23 protein-coding genes are annotated in these 20,603 nt (G+C 69.5%); 4 read left to right on the top strand and 19 right to left on the bottom strand.

The window, feature by feature from the left end:
* Nucleotides 1-241: 241 nt before the first annotated feature.
* From HC022_RS03270 to HC022_RS03185, 18 genes are read right to left on the bottom strand one after another with little or no spacing between them, the layout of a single operon-like run.
* Nucleotides 242-1,474, bottom strand: a complete 1,233-nt coding sequence (locus HC022_RS03270; RefSeq protein ID WP_167451322.1) for a Zn-dependent hydrolase — start codon at nt 1,472-1,474, stop codon at nt 242-244.
* Complete coding sequence (locus HC022_RS03265; RefSeq protein WP_008887699.1) at nt 1,471-2,349, bottom strand: alpha/beta fold hydrolase; 879 nt, start codon at nt 2,347-2,349, stop codon at nt 1,471-1,473. The genes HC022_RS03270 and HC022_RS03265 overlap by 4 nt, the downstream gene beginning before the upstream one ends.
* A 23-nt stretch (nt 2,350-2,372) precedes the next feature.
* Nucleotides 2,373-3,512 (bottom strand): pyridoxal phosphate-dependent aminotransferase, encoded by a 1,140-nt coding sequence (locus HC022_RS03260; RefSeq protein WP_167451321.1) that lies wholly within the window; start codon nt 3,510-3,512, stop codon nt 2,373-2,375.
* Nucleotides 3,513-3,525: 13 nt separating this feature from the next.
* Nucleotides 3,526-4,488 (bottom strand): nucleoside hydrolase, encoded by a 963-nt coding sequence (locus HC022_RS03255; RefSeq protein ID WP_167451320.1) that lies wholly within the window; start codon nt 4,486-4,488, stop codon nt 3,526-3,528.
* Nucleotides 4,489-5,307, bottom strand: a complete 819-nt coding sequence (locus HC022_RS03250; RefSeq protein ID WP_167451319.1) for an energy-coupling factor ABC transporter ATP-binding protein — start codon at nt 5,305-5,307, stop codon at nt 4,489-4,491. It lies immediately after the preceding gene.
* A complete protein-coding gene (locus HC022_RS03245; RefSeq protein WP_167451318.1) occupies nt 5,304-6,152 on the bottom strand; it encodes an ABC transporter ATP-binding protein in 849 nt (282 codons plus the stop codon). Before HC022_RS03245 ends, HC022_RS03250 begins: the two co-directional genes overlap by 4 nt.
* The gene (locus tag HC022_RS03240) at nt 6,143-6,934 is read right to left on the bottom strand and encodes an energy-coupling factor transporter transmembrane protein EcfT (protein WP_167451317.1); all 792 of its coding nucleotides are present in this window, start codon (nt 6,932-6,934) and stop codon (nt 6,143-6,145) included. Before HC022_RS03240 ends, HC022_RS03245 begins: the two co-directional genes overlap by 10 nt.
* A 3-nt stretch (nt 6,935-6,937) precedes the next feature.
* Entirely contained in the window at nt 6,938-7,510 is a 573-nt protein-coding gene (locus HC022_RS03235) for an ECF transporter S component (RefSeq protein WP_008887758.1), read from the bottom strand.
* A 37-nt stretch (nt 7,511-7,547) separates the two neighbouring features.
* Nucleotides 7,548-8,051, bottom strand: coding sequence for a PPC domain-containing DNA-binding protein (locus HC022_RS03230; RefSeq protein ID WP_167451316.1), 504 nt, complete (start codon nt 8,049-8,051; stop codon nt 7,548-7,550).
* Complete coding sequence (locus HC022_RS03225; RefSeq protein ID WP_167451315.1) at nt 8,048-9,472, bottom strand: FAD-dependent oxidoreductase; 1,425 nt, start codon at nt 9,470-9,472, stop codon at nt 8,048-8,050. The genes HC022_RS03230 and HC022_RS03225 overlap by 4 nt, the downstream gene beginning before the upstream one ends.
* The gene (locus HC022_RS03220) at nt 9,469-9,726 is read right to left on the bottom strand and encodes a (2Fe-2S)-binding protein (RefSeq protein WP_167451314.1); all 258 of its coding nucleotides are present in this window, start codon (nt 9,724-9,726) and stop codon (nt 9,469-9,471) included. Before HC022_RS03220 ends, HC022_RS03225 begins: the two co-directional genes overlap by 4 nt.
* On the bottom strand, nt 9,723-10,904 hold the full coding sequence (locus tag HC022_RS03215) for an FAD-binding oxidoreductase (RefSeq protein ID WP_167451313.1): 1,182 nt from the start codon (nt 10,902-10,904) through the stop codon (nt 9,723-9,725). The genes HC022_RS03220 and HC022_RS03215 overlap by 4 nt, the downstream gene beginning before the upstream one ends.
* Before the next feature lies 1 nt (nt 10,905).
* The gene (locus HC022_RS03210; RefSeq protein ID WP_167451312.1) at nt 10,906-11,835 is read right to left on the bottom strand and encodes an ABC transporter substrate-binding protein; all 930 of its coding nucleotides are present in this window, start codon (nt 11,833-11,835) and stop codon (nt 10,906-10,908) included.
* Between the two features lie 51 nt (nt 11,836-11,886).
* Nucleotides 11,887-12,876, bottom strand: a complete 990-nt coding sequence (locus HC022_RS03205) for an ABC transporter substrate-binding protein (protein ID WP_167451311.1) — start codon at nt 12,874-12,876, stop codon at nt 11,887-11,889.
* 47 nt (nt 12,877-12,923) lie between these two features.
* Complete coding sequence (locus HC022_RS03200; protein ID WP_167451310.1) at nt 12,924-13,751, bottom strand: ABC transporter permease; 828 nt, start codon at nt 13,749-13,751, stop codon at nt 12,924-12,926.
* On the bottom strand, nt 13,744-14,526 hold the full coding sequence (locus HC022_RS03195; RefSeq protein ID WP_167451309.1) for an ABC transporter ATP-binding protein: 783 nt from the start codon (nt 14,524-14,526) through the stop codon (nt 13,744-13,746). The genes HC022_RS03200 and HC022_RS03195 overlap by 8 nt, the downstream gene beginning before the upstream one ends.
* On the bottom strand, nt 14,519-16,048 hold the full coding sequence (locus HC022_RS03190) for an aldehyde dehydrogenase family protein (RefSeq protein WP_167451308.1): 1,530 nt from the start codon (nt 16,046-16,048) through the stop codon (nt 14,519-14,521). The genes HC022_RS03195 and HC022_RS03190 overlap by 8 nt, the downstream gene beginning before the upstream one ends.
* On the bottom strand, nt 16,048-16,830 hold the full coding sequence (locus tag HC022_RS03185) for an SDR family oxidoreductase (protein ID WP_008887710.1): 783 nt from the start codon (nt 16,828-16,830) through the stop codon (nt 16,048-16,050). Before HC022_RS03185 ends, HC022_RS03190 begins: the two co-directional genes overlap by 1 nt.
* 209 nt (nt 16,831-17,039) lie before the next feature.
* On the opposite strand from HC022_RS03185, the gene HC022_RS03180 reads away from it, so the two are divergent.
* Genes HC022_RS03180 through HC022_RS03170 form a run of 3 tightly spaced genes read left to right on the top strand, consistent with a single transcriptional unit; the run spans nt 17,040 to nt 18,982 of the window.
* On the top strand, nt 17,040-17,765 hold the full coding sequence (locus HC022_RS03180) for a GntR family transcriptional regulator (protein WP_167451307.1): 726 nt from the start codon (nt 17,040-17,042) through the stop codon (nt 17,763-17,765).
* A gap of 37 nt (nt 17,766-17,802) precedes the next feature.
* On the top strand, nt 17,803-18,096 hold the full coding sequence (locus HC022_RS03175) for an alpha/beta fold hydrolase (protein ID WP_167451306.1): 294 nt from the start codon (nt 17,803-17,805) through the stop codon (nt 18,094-18,096).
* Nucleotides 18,083-18,982, top strand: a complete 900-nt coding sequence (locus HC022_RS03170) for a sulfotransferase (RefSeq protein WP_167451305.1) — start codon at nt 18,083-18,085, stop codon at nt 18,980-18,982. Before HC022_RS03175 ends, HC022_RS03170 begins: the two co-directional genes overlap by 14 nt.
* A 70-nt stretch (nt 18,983-19,052) precedes the next feature.
* Here the strand turns inward: HC022_RS03170 and HC022_RS03165 are convergent, their stop codons facing one another.
* A complete protein-coding gene (locus HC022_RS03165; RefSeq protein WP_167451304.1) occupies nt 19,053-19,277 on the bottom strand; it encodes a hypothetical protein in 225 nt (74 codons plus the stop codon).
* 539 nt (nt 19,278-19,816) lie between these two features.
* Between HC022_RS03165 and HC022_RS28705 the strand changes: the two genes are divergently transcribed.
* On the top strand, nt 19,817-20,603 hold a 787-nt coding region (locus HC022_RS28705; RefSeq protein WP_217703870.1), incomplete at its 3' end, for a response regulator transcription factor.

The raw sequence follows: 20,603 nt of genomic DNA, 5'->3' as shown, positions 1-20,603 counted from the left end.
TGCGGCAGGTTGGAGGAAACTGGCGCTGGTCCGTGGCAGGGAGCGGGCTTCAGGTTCCCTGCCCCTGCCCCTGCCCCTGCCTCTGTCGCCGGAGCAATAGAGCGCAGGCCACCCCGCCACCGCGACAGCCCTTACCCGGCCTCGCCAGAGAAACGCCCGCGCCCCGAAGCGGGAACCTCCGTGCCGCCAGCCGAGGCCCAGAGAGACACCCCACCAACCGCTCACGCCTCCCCGGAAACCGTCACATCCCGCCTTCCGACGCCAGCAGCACGCCCAGCAGCACCTCGGCGCCGGCGATGACATGCTCGCGGGTGGCGCTTTCCGAGGGGTCGTGGCTGATGCCGCCCTTGCAGGGAATGAAGATCATCGCAGACGGGCAGAGCCGCGCGACATGGCGGGCGTCGTGCCCCGCCGCCGAGGCCATGCGGCGATAGCCGTGCCCGCCCGCCACGGCGGCCTCGGCGATGCGCGCCTGCAGCACCGGGTCGAAGCGGTTGGAGGGCGCGTTCACCAGCTCGCGCACGTGGCCCTCGCAGGGCGCCGCCTCGCGCTCGACGATCTGGCGCAGCACCTCCGAGGCCCCGTCGAGCACGTCGTTCAGCGGGTGGCGCAGGTCGGTGCGGAAGCGGACCTCGCTGGCGATCACCGAGGGCGCGTTGGGCGTCACCTCGACCCGGCCGATGGTGAAGCGGATGTCCGGGTCCGCGAGGCCGACGCTTGCCTGCAGGGCCGAGGCGACACGCGCAAAGGCCATCACCGCGTCGCGCCGCGCCGTCATCGGCTCGGTGCCGGCGTGGCCCGCCTGCCCGGTCAGCGTGACCTCGGTGGTGATCTTGCCCTGGATGCCGCTGACCACGCCGATCGGCACACCCACCGCTTCGAGCACCGGGCCCTGCTCGATGTGCGGCTCGACGTAGGCGAGCGGCACGAAGGGCGGGCGCTCGGGCACCGCGGGGAAGGCGGCGTGGATGCGGTCGATCTCGTCGCCGCAGCGGATGCCGTCCGCGTCCTGCGCCGCGCGCACTTCGCCGATGCCGCGCACGCCCGCAAAGACCTCGGAGCCCATCATGCCGGGCGCGAAGCGCGAGCCTTCCTCGTTCATCCAAGCCACCACGATGACGTCGCGGGCGGGCCGGTGCCCGGCGCGGACCATCGCGGTCACCGCCTCGAGCGCGGCCAGCACCCCGAAGACGCCATCGAAGCGCCCGCCGGTGGGCTGGCTGTCGAGATGCGAGCCCGCCATCAGCGGCGGCAGGCTGCGGTCCTGCCCGGGAAGCGTCAGGAACAGGTTGGCGGCCGCGTCGGTCGAGGGTTCCAGCCCGATCTCGTCGCCCCATGCGATCATCTGCGCCCAGGCCGCGTGCTCCTCATCCGAGAGCGCCTGCCGGTTGACGCCGCCCTCCCCGAAGCCGCCGATCCGGGCCATCTCCATGAGCCGCGACCAGAGCCTGTCGCCGTCGATCTCCACGCTCATGTGGTGCGCATCACCTGGCCGGGGTCGGCGCGCGGGTCGCGCTTCGTCCAGGCCCCGGCCTCGACCTGTGCAAGGAACTCGGCCAGCAGCTGGTTGAAGAGCTCGGGCTCCTCAAGGTTCAGCGTGTGGCCGGTCTTGGGGAAGATCGCCAGCCCGCAGGCGGGGATGGTCTTCTTGAGATAGACCGAGGTCTGGATGCAGTGGTCGTCCTCGTCGCCGGTCATCACCAGCGTCGGCACCTCCATCCGCGCGAATTCGGCCTCGAGATCGTAGAGCGACGGCCGCCGCGCCTGCACGCCGCGCATGGTCAGCGCCGCGCCGAGATCGTCGTGGTTCGACAGCCGCTCCGAGAACTCGGCCCAGCCGCGCGGGTCCTTGTTCTGAAACTGCACCCGGCTGGCGCCGAGGCCGTAGATCTTGGAAAACTCCTTGGCGCCCCTGGTCTCGAAATTCTCGGCAACCGAGAGCGAGACACCGCGGAAATACTCCTCGTACTGCTTTTCGGCGCCGTAGCCCGCGCCCGCGATGGTCAGCGACAGTGCGCGCTCGGGGGCGATCAGGCCGAAATGCGCGGTGGCGAAACCGCCCATCGAAAGGCCCACGATATGCGCCTTCTCGATCCCCAGTGCGTCGAGCACCGCCAGCGCGTCCTCGACGGCGATGCGCTGGGAATACTGCTCGAGATCGGTGGGAATGTCCGAAGGCTTGTAACCCCGCGCCGCGTAGGTGATGCAGCGATGGCGACGGGAGAAGCGGCGCATCTGCGGCTCCCACGCGTCGTAGTTGCCGCCGAATTCGTGGATGAAGAGGATGGGCGTGCCCTGCCCGGCTTCCTCGACATAGAGCTTCACGCCGTCCCTGGTGGTGATGTGCATATGGGTCTTCCTCTCGAACAGCTTCAGAACAGCGCGGGCACGTCGGTGAGGCCGCGCGCCTTCGTCATCATCGCGGGCAGCAGCGTGCAGAAACGGCGGGCCCAGTCCTCGGGCACGGTGGTCGAGACCTTGATGAAGCCTCCGCCGAACCGCGCCGTGTGATACTTGCCCTGCCGGATCATCACGCCCTCCTGCCGGTAGGCCTCGACCAGCTGCTCGGGCGTGACGCCCGCGGCTTCGGTGCCGATGCAGAGGAAGTTGGCGAAGCTCGGCCAGACCAGCAGCTCGAGGCCCTCGGTGGCCGCCACCGCCTCGCGGATCATCTGCTGGTTGGCGGTGTTGATGGCGCGCACGGTCTGCATCCACTCGGGCTTCACGCGCAGCCCCGCCTCGGCGCCCCGCTGCGCCACGACCCCCGCACCGAGGATCGAGCTCGAGTAGGCGGCACATTCGTCGATGAGCCCGGGCGCACCCACCAGCGCGCCGACGCGCATCCCCGCGAGCCCCAGCCACTTGGAGAAGCTCACCGAGCAGACCGCGTTCACCGGGTCGATGCGCATGGCGGGCACGTGGTCGGGGGCGAAGTCGCGGTAGGTGCAGTCATGCACCAGCAGCGCGCCCACCGACTTGGCGATCTCGATGAACTGCGCCAGTTCGTCGGCATCGTAGGTGGTGCCGAGCGGGTTGTTGGGATCCACGAGGTAGATCAGCGCGCAACGGTCGTCGACCGACGCCGCCAGCACCTCGGGGGTCAGCTTGTAGCCGGTCCCGGGGCCGAAGATCGGCAGCTCGATGACCTCGGCGCCCTGCTGCGTCGCGAAGAGGCCCGGCCATTTCCACGTCGGATCCGAGGTCACGAAGGTGTCGCCCGCGCGGACCTTGGTGCGCACCAGCGTGGCAAGCGCGTTGACGCCGCCCTCGGTCACCAGCGCCCGGCCCGGCACGCCCAGATCCTCGACGATGGCCGCCCGCAGCGACTCGAAGCCCAGCGGCGGAGCATAGGCGTTGTACTCGCCCTTGGCGATCGAGGCGGTCATCGCCTGCGTCACCGCCGGGTGGGCGGGGATATGGTTGGTGTTCTGCCCCATCCAGATCAGCTTTTCGTCGGCAAAGAGCGTGTCGAAATAGCGGTTCCGGATCTCGGCGCCTGAATCCTTGGTCATCTCGGTCGTCCTGTCAGTCCGCCAGCGCCGCGATCAGCATCTCGGCAAAGCGGTTGGTGTCGGCCTTGCGGATCACCCGGGCGTTCGCCGGGGCCGAAGGCCAGAGAAAGTCGATTTCCGCCTCGGCCGGGGTCAGCGGCGTGCAGATCGAGGAATAAGCCCGGGTCAGCTCGCCCTGCGTCTCGACATCGACGAGGCAGTCGGCGGTCTCGAGCATCACCGCGGCGTCGATGGCACAGGCGCAGGTCAGGCTGTCGGGATGGGTGGACAGCGGGCGGCCGTAGCGCATCTCGGTGCGCTTGAAGGGCGCCTGGCTGATGGTCATGAAGAAGCGAGAGAGCGGCGTGTCCATGGCCTCGATCACCCGCAGCTTGTCGTCGGGCAGGAGGCCCGAATTCATCGTCAGCGTCCAGGTCGAGAGCGTCAGCCGAAAGCCCGCGTTGACCACGATCTTGGCGGCCTCGGGATCGACGTAGAAGTTGAACTCGGAAGCTGGCGTGGTGTTGCCAATGGAATTGTCGAGCCCGCCCATCACCCAGAGATGTTTGAGGTTTTGCGCGATCCGCGGCTCTTTCACGTAGGCCGTGGCGATGTTGGTCAGCGGCGCCTGCGCGAGGATCTCGATCTCGCCGGGGTTCGACATGATCGTGTCGATGAGGAAATCGACCGCGTGGCCGTCCTCGGGGCGCTGCTGCGCCTGCGGAAACCCCGCGTCGCTCATGCCGTCGGCGCCGAAGAATTCCGTGGCATCGACGCGCTTGCGCAGCATCGGCAGCGGGCAGCCCTTCCAGACCGGCACGGTGCCCCCGGCCCCTGCCACCTCGAGCGTGTAAAGCGCGTTCTCGGCCTGCTGGTCGAAGGGCACGTTGCCGTTGCAGATGGTGATGCCCTCGAGCGTGACATGCGGCGCCTTCAGCGCCAGCAGGATCGAGAAGGCGTCGTCTCCCGCAGTGTCGGTGTCGATGATGAGCCGCATTCAGGCCCCTCCTTTCAGTCTTGGCTCCAGCGCCGCGACCAGCTCGGGCGCGCTCAGCGCCACCGGCTGGCCAAGCGCCTGCGCCAGTTCCACGATGCCCGGCTGTTCGACCGAGACGGCGCGGGTGGCGGCGGCATCGGCGAAGAACTCCTGCACCGTCGCATCCACCGCCAGCCGCCCCTCGGCGAGCCCCAGAACCCGGTCCGCATGGGCCGCGACGAACTCCATGTCGTGGCAGACCAGCACGATGGCGCGGCCCGCCGCCTTTTCCTCGGCGATGATCCCGCCCAACAGCAGCCGCCGCGTCGCATCGAGCCCGCGCTGCGCCTCGTCGAAGAGCATGAGATCGGGGCGGCAGGCGATCACCGAGGCCACCGCCACGAACCGCCGCATCGCCGCGTCGAGGTCGAGCGGATGGGTTTCCAGCACCTCGCCAAGCCCGGTGCGCGCGACCGCCTCGTCAAGGCGTTGCGCCTGTTCCTCGGGCGTGAGCCCCTGCTGCGCGGGCCCGAAGGCAATCTCGGTCCTGACCGTGGCGTTGAAGATCTGCTGTTCGGGGGCCTGGAAGACCGTGCCGATATGGGCGGCGATCTCGCTCACCTTGAGCTTGCCCGCGTCCCGGCCCGCGATCCCTACCGTGCCGGCATCGGGGCGCAGCAGCCCGTTCAGGAGCCGCAGCAGTGTCGACTTGCCCGCCCCGTTGCGGCCCACCACGGCCACGACCTCGCCCGGGCTCACCGAGAACGAGATGTCCCGCAGCACGGGCTTGGCCGGATCGTAGCCGAAGCGCACCCCGTCGAGGGTCAGGATCGGGCTCATGCCACCACCTCCAGCATCGGGCGCAGCACGGCGGCGACGCGGGCGGGGTCGGCGCTGATCGGTACGCCCTCGGGCCAGACCCCTGCCGCACGCCACAGCAGCGCAGCCTCGGCCACTGCGGGCAGGCCGAAGATCTGCGCGGTGCGCGGATGCGCCAGCAGCCCGGAGGCGTCGCCGTCATAGGCGATCCGGCCCTCGTCAAGCAGCACGAAGCGTGAGGCCACGGCCATGGCCGCACCCAGCGTCACGTCGCACCAGACGATGGCCAGCTCGGCGGGCAGCTTCCCCATCTGCGCGAGCAGCGCGTCGCGGGATTCCGGGTCGAAATTGCCGGTGGGCTCGTCCAGCACCAGCGCGCGCGGCTGCATCGCCAGCGCCGCGGCGATCGAGAGCCGTTGCTGCTCGCCGCCGGACAGCGAGAACGGATCACGCTCGAGCAGGTGGCCGAGGTTGCAGATCCCGACCGCCGCGTCGACCCGGGCGCGGATCTCGGGCTCGGGAAGCTGCAGGTTGCCGGGGCCGAAGGCGATCTCGTCAAGGACCGTGAAGGCAAAGCCCGAGAGCTGCTGCATCGGGACCTGCCCGACGAACTGCACGGTGCCCGCGCGGGCGGCGGCGTCAAGCTCGGCCCACGGCCGGCCCTCGACGGCCACGCCGCCCTCGGAGGCCGCGAAGGTGCCGCGCGGCAGCCAGCCCGCGATCCACTGTGCAAGGGTGCTCTTGCCCGAGCCGTTGCCGCCGAGGATCGCGAGTTTCTCGCCCGCTTCCACCGACATGGACACGTCCTGCAGCACCGGCGTGGCGTCATAGGCGAAACTCAGGTGGTCGACGTCGATCAGTGCCACAGGATGCCTCCGGCGATGAGCACGGGGATGGAAAGAAGGATGATCCAGCGCGCCGCCCGTTGCACGCCGCTGTCCGCGGGGGCATCCAGCACGGTGCGGTGCGGCATGGCGCGGAAGCCGCGCCCGTCCAGCACCTGCGCCCGGTGGTCGATGTCCGCGAGCGCCAGCGTCACCAGCGGCATGAGGAGCGCGGGAAAGGCCCTGGCGCGGGTCAGGAAGCTGCCCTGAAGGTCGAGCCCGCGCGCCATCTGCGCCTCGCGGATCGCCCGCGCGCGCTGGGTGAAGGGCTCGAGCAGCAGCAGCGGGCTTGCGATCACATAGGCCATGCCGGGCGGGAAGTTGTGGGAATCCAGAGCCTTGAGCAGGCGGGCAGGATGGGTCGTGCAGACGAACAGCAGCGAGCCCGAGAGCAGCGCCGCGATCCGCCCGAGGATGCGTACCATGTAGGCGAGCCCGTCGTGGCTTAGGTCGAGCCCGAGGAACGCCGCGCGCTCGCCTTCGTGGTCCACGAGCATCCCGTGGACCACGAAGAGCGCCAGTGCCAGCGGCGTCAGCGTGAAGATCAGCCGTCGCGCAAAGACCTTGCCCGCCCCTGCGAAGATGCCGACCGCGATGGCCAGCAGCGCCAGCGGGATCGTGCCCTGCGGCGGCAGCGCAAAGGCCGCCACCGCGCACCACAGCACGAGCGTGAGTTTGGTCAGGGGGTTGAGCCGGTGCAGAAAGCTCCGGCCCGGGACGTAGAGCAGGGCGTGGTCCGCCCCGTTGGGTCGCGCGACGGCCATGGTTCAGGCCTTGGAGTAGCCGTAGAAGGCAAAGCCCGAGGTGAAGCGCATCGGCAGCCGCTTCACGATCAGCCACGCGATGAGACAGGTGAGGATCTTGTCCGCGAGGTTCTGCACGAGGTTCGCGATGGCGACCGACTGCACCAGCTCCTGTCCCACGGCGAGCAGGTAGGCGGTGGCAAAGTCGGTGCCCGCGCCGGTCACGCCGCCGAACATGTAAACGATGATCGGCACTGCCACGATGGTCGAGATCACGCCGATCACGGCGCCGGCGGCAATGGTCATGCCGACGGACTTGAACCAGCCCATGCGCGCGAGGATCCCCGCCAGCGCGCCGATCACCAGCGACACCGGGAAGAAGGCCGCGGCCACCGGGTCCGAGATCAGGCCCCAGATCAGGTTGGTGAGCACGCCGGTCAGCGCGCCCGCGAAGGGACCCGCGAGGATGCCCACCAGTATGGTGCCCACCGCGTCGACGTAGAGCGGCAGCTTGATCCACACGGCGATCTGGCCGACCACCACGTTGATGACGATGGCCACGGCCATCAGAACGAGCGACTTGGTATCGAGTTTCATCTGTCCTTAGTCCCTGTTGTTTCGGTTGCTTTTGGTCTTATCCGTTTGATTTTCCGGTGGCTTCCGCGGCGTTGCGGATGACGAGTTCGGCATAGCCCGAGGCCTCGCAGGGCTCGCGCGTGAAGCTCAGCCCGTCGAGCACCAGCAGCACGATCTCGAGCGTGGTGTAGACCCGGCAGCCGCGCATCATGTGGCCGCCGATCATCCGCCCCGCGCCGTCCGAGATCGACAGGTGCACATGCGCGCCCCCGGAGGCCGAGGCCTCGGCCCCGTTCAGCGCCTCGCCCGGGGCGGCGCATTCCAGCGTGCCGATCAGCGAGCAGATCTCGAAATGGCCCTCGAGCCGGGTGGTGTCGTTCTGGTTGGCGTAGCGGATCGCCGCGTGGGTGAGCGAGCCCACCGACGAGACGATGGCGCAGGCCGCGATGCCGTGGTCGACGGCGAATTGCTGCAGCGTGCCCAGCACCTCCTCGCCCGGTTTCAGGCGCAGGGCGACATGACGGCCGGTGCTGTAGAGCGGGGTATCGACGGTAGAATTCATGGGCGGGTCTCCATCTCGGTCTGGGCCTGCATGGCGGCGCGCACCAGCGGCAGCGGCACCGGGCGCAGCGGCAGGTGGGCGCGGTTGTAGGATGCCTTGTCCGCCGGCACGCCCGCCTGCGCAAGCGCGGCGGCGATGCCCGCCCCACAGATCCGGCCCTGGCAGGGGCCCATGCCGGCGCGGGTCCAGGTCTTCACGGCAAAGCTGTCGTGCGCGCCCTCGGTGATGGCGGTCGCGATGTCGCCGGCAGTGACGTCCTCGCAGCGGCAGATAAGCTCGTCCTCCGGCAGGGCGACGGGCAGGTCCTGCGGCGGCGGGTAGAGCTGCGCGAGAGCTGAAGCAAAGGCGCGGGCGTTGCCGAGGGCCTGCGTGGCGCCGGTGACGTCCGGAGCGGAAAAACCGAGCGTCCGGGCGGCACCGGCCCCCGCGATCCGCCCCGAGAGCTGCGCCGGGACGGCGCCGCCGATGCCCAGAGTCTCGCCCGCGGCCCAGAGGCCCGCCACCGTGGTCCGGCCATCCGCATCGGCGCGGCAGTGCCAGCCGCCGAGCGCCGCGTCGAAGTCATGCGCGGCGCCAAGCGCGGTGGTAAGGTCGATGACCGGCTGGAAGCCGTAGCCGATGGCGAGCGTGCCCACGCCCTCGATCACCCACGCGCGGCCCATGACGGGTTGCCCCGAGGCCGACAGCGGCGCGATCTCCACCGCCTCGAGCCGGTCGGTCCCCAGCGCGCGCGTGACCATGTGGCCCACGTGGCGCGCCGCCCCGCTGCGGCGCAGATCGAGGCCCAGCCGCGCCGCCTCGGCCAGCTTGCCCGGGTGTCGGGCGAAGACCTTGGCCACATCTGCAGGCGACGGGCGCTGCATCTCGACGAAATGATCCAGCCGCTGCCCCGCCTTCGCAAAGCTCTGCGCCACGGCCAGCAGGAACGGCCCGCTCCCCGCCAGCACGGTCTTGCCCGGAAGCGGCAGCGCACCGGTGCCGGTCTTCAGGAGCCGCTGCGCCGCGCCCGCGCCGATGACGCCGGGCAGCGTCCAGCCCGCGAAGGGCAGCGGACGTTCCATGGCGCCTGCGGCCACCACCAGCCCCTGGGCTCCGCCGGGGGGCCCCCGCCCCGGGTGGTCCCCCGACAGACAAACCCCCCCCGGACCGCGGCCCCCCCAGACCCCCGCGGCGCCGCAGGGGCTCGGCGCGCCCGCCTCTCCCGCAGCCCGCGCCGCCGCGCGCCCCAGCGCCACCGGAGCGGTCGCCGCAAAGGGGCTCTCCGCCTGCGTCGGCTGCATCGCGTATTGCCCGCCGGGCGTCGCGAAGGCGTCGAGGCAGACCACCCGCGCCCCGGCTTCGGCCGCGGCGCGCGCGGCGGCAAGCCCGGCGGGGCCCGCGCCCACCACCGCCACGTCGCAGGAGAGGTGCGCGGCGCTCATGGCCGGTCCTCCGGTTGGTCCGTGCGGACAGACATGCCCGCACGGATGCGCTCGAGGCAGGCGCGGGACCATGCGCCATCGACCTCGACCACACATTCGAAACAGAGCCCCATGCCGCAGAACATGCCCCTGTTGGCGCCATGCCTGGGGCTCTGCCGCCAGAACGGTGCGCGGGCCATCAGCACCTCGGTCAAGGGCAGCCCCTCGGCGCAGGTGACGGGCGCGCCGTCGAGCAGGATCTCGACTTCGCTCATGCGGCCACCTGCGTGAAGCGCTGCGGCGCATAGAGCGCGCGGGCGTCGGCCTGCAACGCACCGGGCAGCAGCGCGGCGCCGGTGATCTCGCCCGCGAGGAACCGGCCCAGCATCAGCGACCGGCAATAGCCCGAGCCGTTGTCGCCGGCGCAGACCCAGAGCCCCTCGGGGCCGACCGGACCGGCAAGGAAGCGGGCGTCGGGCGAGACCGCCTCGAACCGCACCCACGAGCGCAGCAGAGGGATCTCGGCGAGCGACGGGAACAGCGTGGCAAGCGTGTCGATCGAGGTGAGGACGAAACCGCTCGGCACTTCGCGGACCGTGTCCTTGGCCTCGGGCGGGGTCTCGATGAAATCGACGACGGTGTTGAAGAGGATCTGCCCCGACCCCGCCTGCTGGATCTGCGTGTAACCGCTCGCCACCCCGCCGCGGCTTTCCACGGCGCTGACGATGCGGCGGATGGTGCCCGGGGGCTGGCGCAGCGCGGCGAGGCATTGCGCCTGACGCGGCACAAGCGGCAGGGAAACGCCCGCGCTCACACTGATCTCCTGCGACCACGGCCCCGAGGCCAGCACCACCTGCCCCGCGCGGATCTCGGCGCCGTCCGCCATGCACACCCCGGCGATGCGCCCGGCCTCGACCAGCAGCCCGGCGACGGGGGCATGGTCCAGCGCCACGGCACCGGCGGCGCGGGCCTCGGCCAGAACGGTGCGGGCAGCGAGGAAGGGGTTCACCGTCGCGGTGTCCGGCGCGAAGGTCGCGCCCAGCACGGGACCGGTGAGCCGGGGCTCGACCTCGGCAAGCCCGTCGGGGGTCAGCATCCGGCAGGGCGCGCCGAGCGCGCGTTCCTCGGCCACCCAGCCCTCGCCGCTCTCCATGCCTTCGGCGTCGAGGATGAAGCCCACCTGCCCCTGCGCATTGTGCTCGAACGGGTTGCCGGTGCGCTCCGCGAAGGCGCGCCAGAGATCGCAGGCGTGGGCCATCACGCCATATTCCGCGAGCCCGTGCATGTGCGTGCCGATGGCGGCGAGGCTGCCGCCGGTGACCGCGCCGCCGAAGCTCTTCGCCTCGAGCAGCAGTGGCTTCGCCCCCGCCTCTGCCAGCGCAAGCGCCACCGAGAGGCCGACGATTCCGCCGCCCACCACGATGACCTCTGCGCTCTGCGGCAGCGTGGTCACATCACGCCTCCCAGCCGGTGCGACGGAACGCCTCGGGCGCCGCCTTCCAGAAGCGCGCATCGCGCAGCCCCTCGGTGGAGGGCACCGTCTCGCCCAGCTCGCGCATCGCGGTCACGGCGCTCTCTATGTGGGCGGGGTCCGGGAAGCCCAGCCCCTCCGACAGCGTGGCACCGGTGAGCGACAGCGCGCGGATGGCGGCAAGCTGCGCCTCTTCCTCGGGCGCGCTCCGGTCGGGCCGCACGGCGAGGCAGGCGGCCACGGCGCGGGCGGGGTCGTCAAAGGCCATGGTCCAGCCCTCGAGCACCGCGTTCACCACCGCCTGCACCACCTCCGGCTCCCGCTCGACCAGCGCGGCCGAGGCGATGAGCCCGTCCTTGAGGATGCCGCAGCCGGTGTCCTTGCCGTCGAAGATCACCAGATCCTCGGGCGGGATGGCGTGCTCGACCATGTGCAGCTCGTGGTAGCAGGTCATCTGGCCGGTCGCGGTCTCGCCGGTGAGGAAGGGCGCAACGGTGTCGGGCATCTCGACCCGGGTCACCGCATCGTCGGGCAGGCCTGCGCGCGACAGCATCCAGCGCAGCTCGAGATCCTCGTGCCCCGGCCAGACCCCGGCGCGTTTCCCCGCCAAATCGGCGAGCGTCGCGATCCCGTCCGAACGGCGGGCTGGATAGACCAGCGGGCTTTTCTGCTGGATCGCGAGCAGCCAGCGCAGCGCAGCGGGGTCAGAGGATTCCACCAGATGCGCGGGGCTCGCCACGCACATCTCGGTGCGGCCCTCCAGCACCGCGTTCACGTGCTTGCACGAGAAATCCAGCCCCTCGCAGACGATCTGCACCCCGGCGTCGTTGCCGAGGCCAAGCTCTTCGGCCAGCAGGTAGCCCGCGAACTGGGCCTGCTTATGCCACAGAAGGCGGATGCGGATCTCTCTCATGCTCTTCTCCGTGATTAGGCCGGGCCGCAAAAGTCCGGCCCGGTCTGTCGCTTACTCGCAGGCGATGTCGCGGAACTCCGCGGGGGCGGCGTCGACGAACCGGTTGGTGAAGGCCGCCGTCAGGTCGATCTCGCTGTCGATCAGCTTGGCGCCGAGCAGGATGGCCTGAGCGGTCTCGTAGTCGGCGGCGTCGGTGGTGCCGAACTTGCCCTCGAGCGTGGGCCCGGCGCAGGCGATGTCCTTCATCGCCTCGATCTGGCGGGTCTGGAAGGCGGCATCAAGCTCGGAGTTGTACTTGACCATCACCTCGGCCGCGGCAGCGGGATCGGCGAAGGCCGCCTGCCAGCCGCGCAGCGAGGCGTCGACGGCGGCCTGCACCGCCTCCGGGTGCTCGGCGATCTGCTCCTCGGTGGTGAAGAGCCCGCCCGAGATCAGCGCGGAGTCGTAGTCGCCGGGCTCGAAGAACACGAGATCCTCGGGCGCGTAGCCGTTGTCGTAGACCAGCTGCAGCTCGTTGTAGCGGGTGACCTGCATCACCTCGTAATCGCCGTTGAGCCACGAGACGATGTCGTAGCCCTGGCTCACCACGTCGACGTCGGATTGCGCCACTCCCGCGTTGTTGAGCATGGCGAGGAACTCATGTTCGTCGCCGCCGAACCACAGCCCGACCGAGTGGCCGGGCATGTCCGGGAGCGTCCCGATCCCCGCGTCCTTGCGGGCGATGTAGGTGCTGGCGGCCTTCTGGCCCCACTGGCTGACCATTACCAGCGGCACGAAGGTAACGCGGGAGGCGAGGAGCGGGGCGCGGTGGCCGATGCCGTAGGGGGCCACCCCGGTCGCGACCATGACGGCGGGCTTGATGTCGGGGCCGGCGGGGCGCAGCTCCATCTCGATACCGGCCTCGTCGTACCAGCCGTTTTCCAGCGCCATGATGGGGCCGGCGAACTGGCCCTGCATGACCCATTCGAGCCGCATGGAGTCGGCCTCGGCCGCGAGCGGCGCGGTGGCGAGGGCAAGCCCGCAGATCAGTGTCTTTTTCATCGTGGGATCTCTCTGTTGGGTGGGGGCGCCGGGGTTGTCCCCGGTCTTCAGGGATCGGTGGACATCGAGGCGTGCCAGGGGACGAAGATCCGCTCGAGCATCGCCACGACGAGGAAGAACAGGATGCCCATGAGCGCCGAGAGCAGCATCGCCGCCCAGAGCTTTGGCATGGCCATGGTGCGATAGGTGGTCATGATGACGAAGCCCAGGCCCCGGTCCGCCTGCACGAACTCGGCCACGATGGCGCCGATGACCGAGAAGGTGACGTTGAGCTTCAGTCCCACGAAGACGTAGGGCAGCGCCGAGGGCAGCCGCATCTTGAAGAAGGTCTGCAAGGGCGAGGCGGCGGCGATGTGGAAGACGTCGGCCACGGTGCGGTCGTAGCTCTGCAGCCCCTTCATCATGTTCAGCGCCAGCGGGAAGAACGACAGGAAGGCGGTGACCGCGATCTTCGAGCCAATGCCGTGGCCGAACCAGATGATGATGATCGGCGCGATGGCCACCACGGGGATGGTGTTGGCCGCGATGATGAAGGGCAGGAAGCCGCGCGCGAGGAAGCGCGAGTAGGCGAAGGCCGTGCCCAGCAGCGCGCCGAGCGCCGAGCCGATGACGAAGCCCGCGGTCGCCTCCCACGCGGTGATGCCCGCGTTGCGCGCAAGGCCCGGCACGTCGTTCAGCGCCGCCGTCAGGATGGCCGAGGGCGCGGGCAGGATGTAGGGCTTGATGCCAAGCGCGGCGCAGGCCCATTCCCAGCCCGCGATCAGCGCCACGAGGATCAGCACCGCCGGCCAGCTGCGCTCGGCGATGTCGAGCAGCCTGTGCGAAAGCGGGGCGGTGCGCCGGGGGACCGGGGCGGCAAGCGTGCTGTCAGACATTGGCGTAGCCCTTCTCGAGCTCGCGGCTGCCGGCGCGGACGAGGTCCTCGTACGCGGGCAGAAGCCGGGTCCCGAGGCTGCGCGGGCGCGGAAGCGGGTCGTCGAGGATACGCTCGATGCGGCCGGGGCGCGGGGTCATGACGACGATGCGGTCCGACAGCAGCACCGCCTCGCGGATCGAGTGGGTCACCAGCACCACCGAGACGCCGGTCACCTCGTGGATGCGCGCGAGCTCCATGTTGAGACGGTCGCGGGTGATCTGGTCGAGCGCGCCGAAGGGCTCGTCGAGCAGCAGCAGGTCGGGCTCGGTCGACAGCGCCCGGGCGATGGCGGCGCGCTGGCGCATGCCGCCCGACAGCTGGCGCGGCCAGGCGGCCTCGAAGCCGGTCAGGCCGACAAGCTCGATGAGCGCGCGGGCCCGCGCCTCGCGGTCCCTGCGGGAGGCGCCGCGCAGCTCCAGAGGCAGCGCGATGTTGTCGAGCACCGAGCGCCATTCGAGCAGTGCCGCCTCCTGGAAGACGAAGCCGATGCGCCGGTCGAGCCGCTCGGCCCGCGGCGTCCGGCCCTTGATCGCCACCGTTCCCTGCGTCGGCGTCAGCAGGTCGCCCAGCACCCGCAGGAGCGTGGACTTGCCGCAGCCCGAGGGGCCGATCAGCGACACGAACTCGCCCTGCGCGATGCCGAGGCTCACCTCGGACAGCGCGATCACGTCCCGGCCCCGGCCCCTGTAGACCAGCGACAGGTCCCGGACCTCGGCAGAGAGCGCCTCAGCCATAACGGTTGCCTCCGGCGAACCAGTCGCCAAAGCCCTCGGTCGTGCGCACGGTGACCGAGCCCTTGATCAGGTAGCCCTTCAGCGCGTCCCAGCCGTTCTCGTGGCCGTAGCCGCTTTCGCCCGAACCGCCCCAGATCGAGCGCGGGTCGTTCTTGTGGTGGTCGTTGATCCAGACCACGCCCGCCTTGAGCCGGTCCACCACGCGATGCGCCAGCAGGATGTCGCGGGTCCAGACCGAGGCCCCAAGCGCGTAGGGCCCGTCATTGGCGAGTTGCACCGCCTCGTCCTCGGTGTCGAAGGGTGTGACCGACACCACGGGGCCGAAGATCTCGTCCCGGAACAGCGCATTTTCGGGCGACACGTCGGCAAAGACCGTGGGCGGAACGAAGAAACCGCCCGCGACGTGTGCGGGCAGCTCGGGCAGGACGCCCCCCGCCACCAGCCGCGCCTCGGTCTCTCTGGCGCGTTCGATGACGCCCATGCAGCGGTCGCGCGAGGCGGCCGAGATCACCGGGCCGATGTCGGTCTCGACCAGCGCCGGGTCGCCCTGACGCAGCGCGTCCACCCGTTCGGAGAGCTTCGCGACGAAGGCGTCGTAGACCCCGCGCTGCACGAGGAAGCGGCTGCCCGAGACGCAGGTCTGCCCCGCCGCGACGAAGCCCGCGAAGAGCGCCCCCGCCACCGCCTCGTCGAGCTCTGCGCTGTCGAAGACCACCACCGGCGTCTTGCCGCCCAGCTCCAGCGTGCAGGGCACCATGCGCTCGGCCGCGGCCCTGGCGACGATCTTGCCGGTCGCGGTGCCTCCGGTCAGGTCGATGTGGGAGACGTGTTCGTTGGCGACCAGCGCGGCCCCGGCCTCGGCGCCGCCGGTCACCACGTTGATGACACCGTTGGGAATGCACGCCTCGACCGCCCATTCCGCCAGCAGAAGCGGCGTGATCGGGGCGAGTTCCGAGGGCTTCACCACCACTGTGTTGCCGGCGGCAAGCGCCGCGGCCAGCTTCTTGACGAGGATCAGGATCGGGTGGTTCCACGGCGTCAGCAGCGCGCAGACGCCGTGGGGCCGGTACCGGGTGTAGGTCAGGAACCCGCCCTTGACCCGGTTCGATCCGCCCTCGAGCCCCAGCGCGATGCCGGCGAAATATTCGAACCACTCGGGGATGCGGCCCATCTGGGCTCGCATCTCGCGGATCGGACGGCCGGTGACCGCCGCCTCGAGCGCCGCAAGCTGCCCCATGCGGGCCCGCAGGATCCCCGCCAGCGCCCGAAGAAGGCGGCCGCGCTCGTCACTGTCGAGCGCGGCCCAGTCGGGGAAGGCACGGGCCGCGGCGGCGCAGGCGGCGTCGACATCGGCGGCAGAGGCTTCGGCGACACTCCAGGCCTCGACGCCGGTGGCCGGGCGGCGCACCGCGCGGCGCGCGCCCGATATCCCGCCGTGCCAGTGCCCGCCGTAGTGCAGCGGAAACGCCTGTGCAGGGATCGGGTCCAGCGTGGGGCGGAAGGTGTCGACGGTGTCGGGCATCAGATGATCGAGGCCCGCGAGGTGATGCCGCCGTCGACGGTGAAGATCGCGCCGGTGGTGTAGCCCGACCGCTCCGAGGCGAGGAAGGCCATCAGGTCGGCGATCTCGCGCACCTTGGCGGGGCGCTTCAGCGGATAGGTGCCGAGCAGCTCCTCCCAGCGGCTCTCGTCGCCGTACCAGTCGACAGCGCGGCGCTTGAGCAGCTTGTAGATGCGGCTGGTGTCGACGGGGCCGGGGTTCACGCCCACCACGCGGATGTTGTCGTCAAGCGCCCTGCCCCCGAGCGCCTTGGTAAAGGCCATGAGGCTGGCGTTGCCGGTGGTGCCCGCGATGTAGTCGGGGTCGAAGTTCTCGCCCGCGTTACCGATGTCGTTGATGATGACGCCGCCTCCGGCCGTCTTCATCCGCTCGTAGAACACCCGGCACATGTTGATGTAGCCGAAGACCTTCAGGTCCCAGTTCTCGCGCCATGCGGCATCGTCCGTGGACCACAGGTTGCCGCCCGGGATGACGCCCGCGTTGTTGATCAGGATGTCGATGTCGCCCACCTGCTCGGCCAGCGCGATCGGCGCCTCGCCCCCGGTCAGGTCCATCGGGTAGACCGAGACCTCGGCGCCATGGGCCTTGCGCAGCCGCTCCGCGATGGCCTCCAGCTTGTCGGCGCTGCGGGCGGTCAGGTGCAGGATCGCGCCCTCTTCGGCAAAGACTTCGGCAATGCCCTCGCCGATGCCTTGCGATGCTCCGGTGATGAGAACGCGCTTGTCGCGAAGCTCCAGATCCATGGGAATTCCTTGTCTGCGGCCGGGCCTTCGCGAAACGCTATGCGGCACGGCGATCTTAGGTTACTGAAGAGCAGGTCGACACGCTGCACGCGGCGTGTATACACGAAATTGCTTCATTTGGCGAAAATCTTCAAATGTTGCACAATAATTAATCTGATTTGCGGACCCTGCGCCCGCGAAACAGTCACACAGGTCGCGACGGAGGCAGTTTGGCAGACCAGATCCGCGAAGAAGAGTCGCACGGGATCACCGTGGAGGCGCCCGCCATCCTCCGGTCCGAACCCTCGCGGCCCGCGACCCGGGCCGAAGAGATCGCCGCCGCGCTCGAGGACGAGATTGTCCAGGGCGAGCTCGCGCCGGGCCAGCGGCTCGACGAGCAGGTGCTCGGCAAACGCTTCCAGGTCTCGCGGACCCCGGTGCGCGAGGCGCTGCGCCTGCTCGGCGCCAGCGGCCTCGTCACGCTCGAACCCCGGCTCGGCGCCATCGTCGCGCGCCCCACGGTGAGCGAGATCTTCGACCTCTTCGAACTGGTGGGCGAGATGGAGGCGGTGGCGGCGCGCCTCGCCTGCGAGCGCATGGGCGACGCCGACCGCGAGCGCATCATGGCCACCCACGACGCCTGCCGCGTGGCCGGGCGCAGCGGCGATGCCGAGGCCTATATCGAGCGCAACGATGCCTTCCACGCCGCCATCCACATCGCCTCGGAAAACCGCGCGCTGCGCGACCAGATCCAGCTTCTGAACAAGCGGCTGGCGCCCTACCGGCGCTTCATCACCTTCCGGCCCGAGCGCAAGCAGGCGGCGGAGCAGGAGCACGAGGTGCTGGCCCGCGCGCTTCTGAAGGGCGACGCGGATGCCGCCGCCCGGGCGATGAAGGAACACGTGAAGATGCTGGCGGACGACGCCTTCGTGCTGGCGCGCAGCCTGCGGCTCTGACGACCCTGTCTGCCGGCACATCTTGTCGCAGACCTTCATGCCCGACGCCGGCCCCTACGAGCTGGCGTGGTTCGACGCGTTCCAGCGCCTCGCCACTTCGCCCGGCAATGCCGCGCGCTTTCAGGGTGCTTTCGGCGAGATCGACATGCGCGACCGGCTCGGACCGGTGCGCGCGCCCACCATCGCGCTGCATTTCAAGGACGACATGCGCATCCCGCCCGACATGGGCCGGGCGCTGGCCTCGGGCATCCCCGATGTGCAGGTCGCGCCGCTTGTGCGGGGCCGGCGCGGTGCTACGCTGTCCGCAGGAGGGGCAGATGACCGAGCATGACCACCCGGACCGCGACAGGCCGGGCTTCCGCCGCATTCCAGACCTCGACGGCCGCACCTTCCTCATCTGCATCGGCGCGATGAAGGCCGCGACCTCGTGGCTCTTTGCGCAGCTTCAGGCGACCAATGGCGTCACGGTCTCGCCGCTGAAGGAGGTGCATTTCTTCGACGCCCGCTTCGCCACCAACGCGCTGATGGATGCCGACGCGATGGCCATGGCGCGGCTCGCCTTCCACATCGAGCAGCCCGGCGACAAGCCTGCGAACCTGCGCCGCCGCCCGGCCTTCCGAGCCAGCCTCGACCGTGCCCGGATGATCTACGACCCCAACGCCTATTTCGAGCATTTCGCCGGGCTCTGCCGGGCCGACACGAAGGTGCTCGCGGACATCACCCCCGCCTACGCCTGCATCGGCGCCGAGGGGTTCCGATACATGCGCGCGGCCATTGCCTCGCAGCGGATGAGGCCGCGGGTGCTGTTCATCCTGCGCGATCCGGTCGACCGGCTCTGGTCGCACATCCGCTTCCTGCGGCAGCTGCGGCCCGGTACCGACCCGATCTGCGACTGGCCCGAGCTGCTGGAAGATCCGGTGACGCTGGCGCGCTCGGACTACCGGCAGACGATCCTGGATCTGGAAGAGGCCTTCGCCCCGGAGGAGATCAGCTATCTCTTCCACGAGACGCTCATCCCCGACGGTTTCCGGCGCTTGTGCGATGAGCTGGGCGTCAGGCCGCAGGCCATCGACACCGAGACCCGGTACAACCGCACCGAATTCAACGCCGAGCTGCCTGCCCCGGCCCGCGTCGCCTTTCGCGAGGCGCTCGAACCACAATATATCTTCTGCATCAAATACTTCGGAGGACATCTTCCATCAGAATGGCAAGTCTGAGCAGCGCTGTAGTGCCCGCCCGGCTACGCGGAGAGCGTGCCCGCCCTCAGGTTCAGCCGGACGGAAGCGTTCAGAACAGGCCATCGTCGTAGCCGTCGCTCACATCGTATCCCGGGTCGAAATGGCTATCGAGATCGACGCCGCGGTCATCGAACGGGGCCCCGCGATCCCGGGGCGGCCCGAGGTCCAGCTTGGCGAGGGTGTTGAGAACGGCTTCGGCCACGGCCTCGTTATCGGCAAGGGCTTTCAGGGCGGCTCCCTTGATCTGGAAGCCGGGGCGTAATTCCTCGGTCATATCAATGTCTCCAAAAGGCACGCCCCGGTTGGTCTCGACAAGTTGGTCTGGGCAAGGGCGCAGCCAAGACACTACCGCAAAACCCGCCCGAAGTCCACGAAACCGGGGGCGAGACCCCTGAAATGGCGGGATCCCTTACCTTTAGTATGCACGCATAGGATGTTTCTGCTATGCGCAACAGTAGCGAGACGCAGCGCGCGGATTTATAATATTCGTTTTTTTCATATGATTATACGCCACTCCTAACAATCCACATGAGGTGCGTTTGCGGAAATGGATAAAAGCGCGGAGCGGGGCTGGCCGCCCCTCTCGCAACGGCACAGGCCTGTGGAGCGAGCGCAGGTATCGCAAGACCAATCAAGAGAACACAATACAGCCCATATAGTTGTTATAAAACATATAGATATATCGCGTATATAAACCATGAACTGAACAGTGGTCTGCGCTTGTTCTGCCCTCCCGACCGCACCGCCCAGGCCGCCCACACCCTTACCCTTCGACCTGTCGTTCCCGCCGTCGCGCTTTGGTTGTGTCGCGCCATGCGCATCCTGCTTGTCGAAGATCACGAGAGTTTCGCCGCCACCATTGCGGTCCGGCTGGGACGCGACGGCCAATGCGTCGACATCGAGACCGACGGCAACCGCGCCGCCGCCCTGCTGAGCCACAAGGACTTCGACCTCGTCCTGCTCGACGTGAACCCGCACGGGCGCAGTGGCTTCGAGATCCTGCGCGAGCTCCGCCTTGCCGGCGACGACATACCGCTTCGCGTCCTCACCGCGAACAGCGAGATCGACGAACGCATCCCAGGGCTCGACACCGGGGCGGACGACTTCGACGTCAAGGCGGTCGACCGTGGCGAGCCGGCGGCGCGCTGGCCTTCGGCGCGGCCGACCGGGTGGCCGTGGTCGTGCTGCTGCTGTCACGGGGCTCGAGGTGACCGAGCTGTGGCGGCCGCTTGTCCCGGTGCAGCTCGTGGGGCTCGCGGTGCTGCCGATCGAGCTGATCCTCTCGACCCACGCCTACCACTTCGGGCTGCTGCCGGTGGTGCTTCAGATCACCGGACCGGCGGGGTGCATCCGGCGGCCACGGTGCACGCGTTCGTGATCGGCAACATCGTCGACACCTTCATCAGCCCAGTCTCTCCGGCGATGTGGCTGGCGCTTGGCCTCGCGCGGGCCGAGATCGTACGCCGCATCCGATATTCTCATTCCTACATATGGGTTTACCCGATGATCCTCATGGCGGCGGGCCACCTTCTGGCGGCTCTAATAATGGGTATCGGCGGGGGCGGGTTGCTCGCAATTTTTGGGGCGCCCCCCCCCCCCC

This window comes from Salipiger sp. HF18, from assembly GCF_011806505.1.
Taxonomy (GTDB): Bacteria; Pseudomonadota; Alphaproteobacteria; order Rhodobacterales; family Rhodobacteraceae; genus Salipiger; species Salipiger thiooxidans.
This window is presented reverse-complemented; position numbering and strand designations above follow the sequence as displayed.

Coding starts and splice junctions, on each gene's coding strand:
- HC022_RS03270 (WP_167451322.1), bottom strand. CDS start 1,474: ATGAGCGTGGAGATCGACGGCGACAGGCTCTGGTCGCGGCTCATGGAG.
- HC022_RS03265 (WP_008887699.1), bottom strand. CDS start 2,349: ATGCACATCACCACCAGGGACGGCGTGAAGCTCTATGTCGAGGAAGCC.
- HC022_RS03260 (WP_167451321.1), bottom strand. CDS start 3,512: ATGACCAAGGATTCAGGCGCCGAGATCCGGAACCGCTATTTCGACACG.
- HC022_RS03255 (WP_167451320.1), bottom strand. CDS start 4,488: ATGCGGCTCATCATCGACACCGACACTGCGGGAGACGACGCCTTCTCG.
- HC022_RS03250 (WP_167451319.1), bottom strand. CDS start 5,307: ATGAGCCCGATCCTGACCCTCGACGGGGTGCGCTTCGGCTACGATCCG.
- HC022_RS03240 (WP_167451317.1), bottom strand. CDS start 6,934: ATGGCCGTCGCGCGACCCAACGGGGCGGACCACGCCCTGCTCTACGTC.
- HC022_RS03235 (WP_008887758.1), bottom strand. CDS start 7,510: ATGAAACTCGATACCAAGTCGCTCGTTCTGATGGCCGTGGCCATCGTC.
- HC022_RS03230 (WP_167451316.1), bottom strand. CDS start 8,051: ATGAATTCTACCGTCGATACCCCGCTCTACAGCACCGGCCGTCATGTC.
- HC022_RS03225 (WP_167451315.1), bottom strand. CDS start 9,472: ATGAGCGCCGCGCACCTCTCCTGCGACGTGGCGGTGGTGGGCGCGGGC.
- HC022_RS03220 (WP_167451314.1), bottom strand. CDS start 9,726: ATGAGCGAAGTCGAGATCCTGCTCGACGGCGCGCCCGTCACCTGCGCC.
- HC022_RS03210 (WP_167451312.1), bottom strand. CDS start 11,835: ATGAGAGAGATCCGCATCCGCCTTCTGTGGCATAAGCAGGCCCAGTTC.
- HC022_RS03205 (WP_167451311.1), bottom strand. CDS start 12,876: ATGAAAAAGACACTGATCTGCGGGCTTGCCCTCGCCACCGCGCCGCTC.
- HC022_RS03200 (WP_167451310.1), bottom strand. CDS start 13,751: ATGTCTGACAGCACGCTTGCCGCCCCGGTCCCCCGGCGCACCGCCCCG.
- HC022_RS03195 (WP_167451309.1), bottom strand. CDS start 14,526: ATGGCTGAGGCGCTCTCTGCCGAGGTCCGGGACCTGTCGCTGGTCTAC.
- HC022_RS03190 (WP_167451308.1), bottom strand. CDS start 16,048: ATGCCCGACACCGTCGACACCTTCCGCCCCACGCTGGACCCGATCCCT.
- HC022_RS03185 (WP_008887710.1), bottom strand. CDS start 16,830: ATGGATCTGGAGCTTCGCGACAAGCGCGTTCTCATCACCGGAGCATCG.
- HC022_RS03175 (WP_167451306.1), top strand. CDS start 17,803: ATGCCCGACGCCGGCCCCTACGAGCTGGCGTGGTTCGACGCGTTCCAG.
- HC022_RS03170 (WP_167451305.1), top strand. CDS start 18,083: ATGACCGAGCATGACCACCCGGACCGCGACAGGCCGGGCTTCCGCCGC.
- HC022_RS03165 (WP_167451304.1), bottom strand. CDS start 19,277: ATGACCGAGGAATTACGCCCCGGCTTCCAGATCAAGGGAGCCGCCCTG.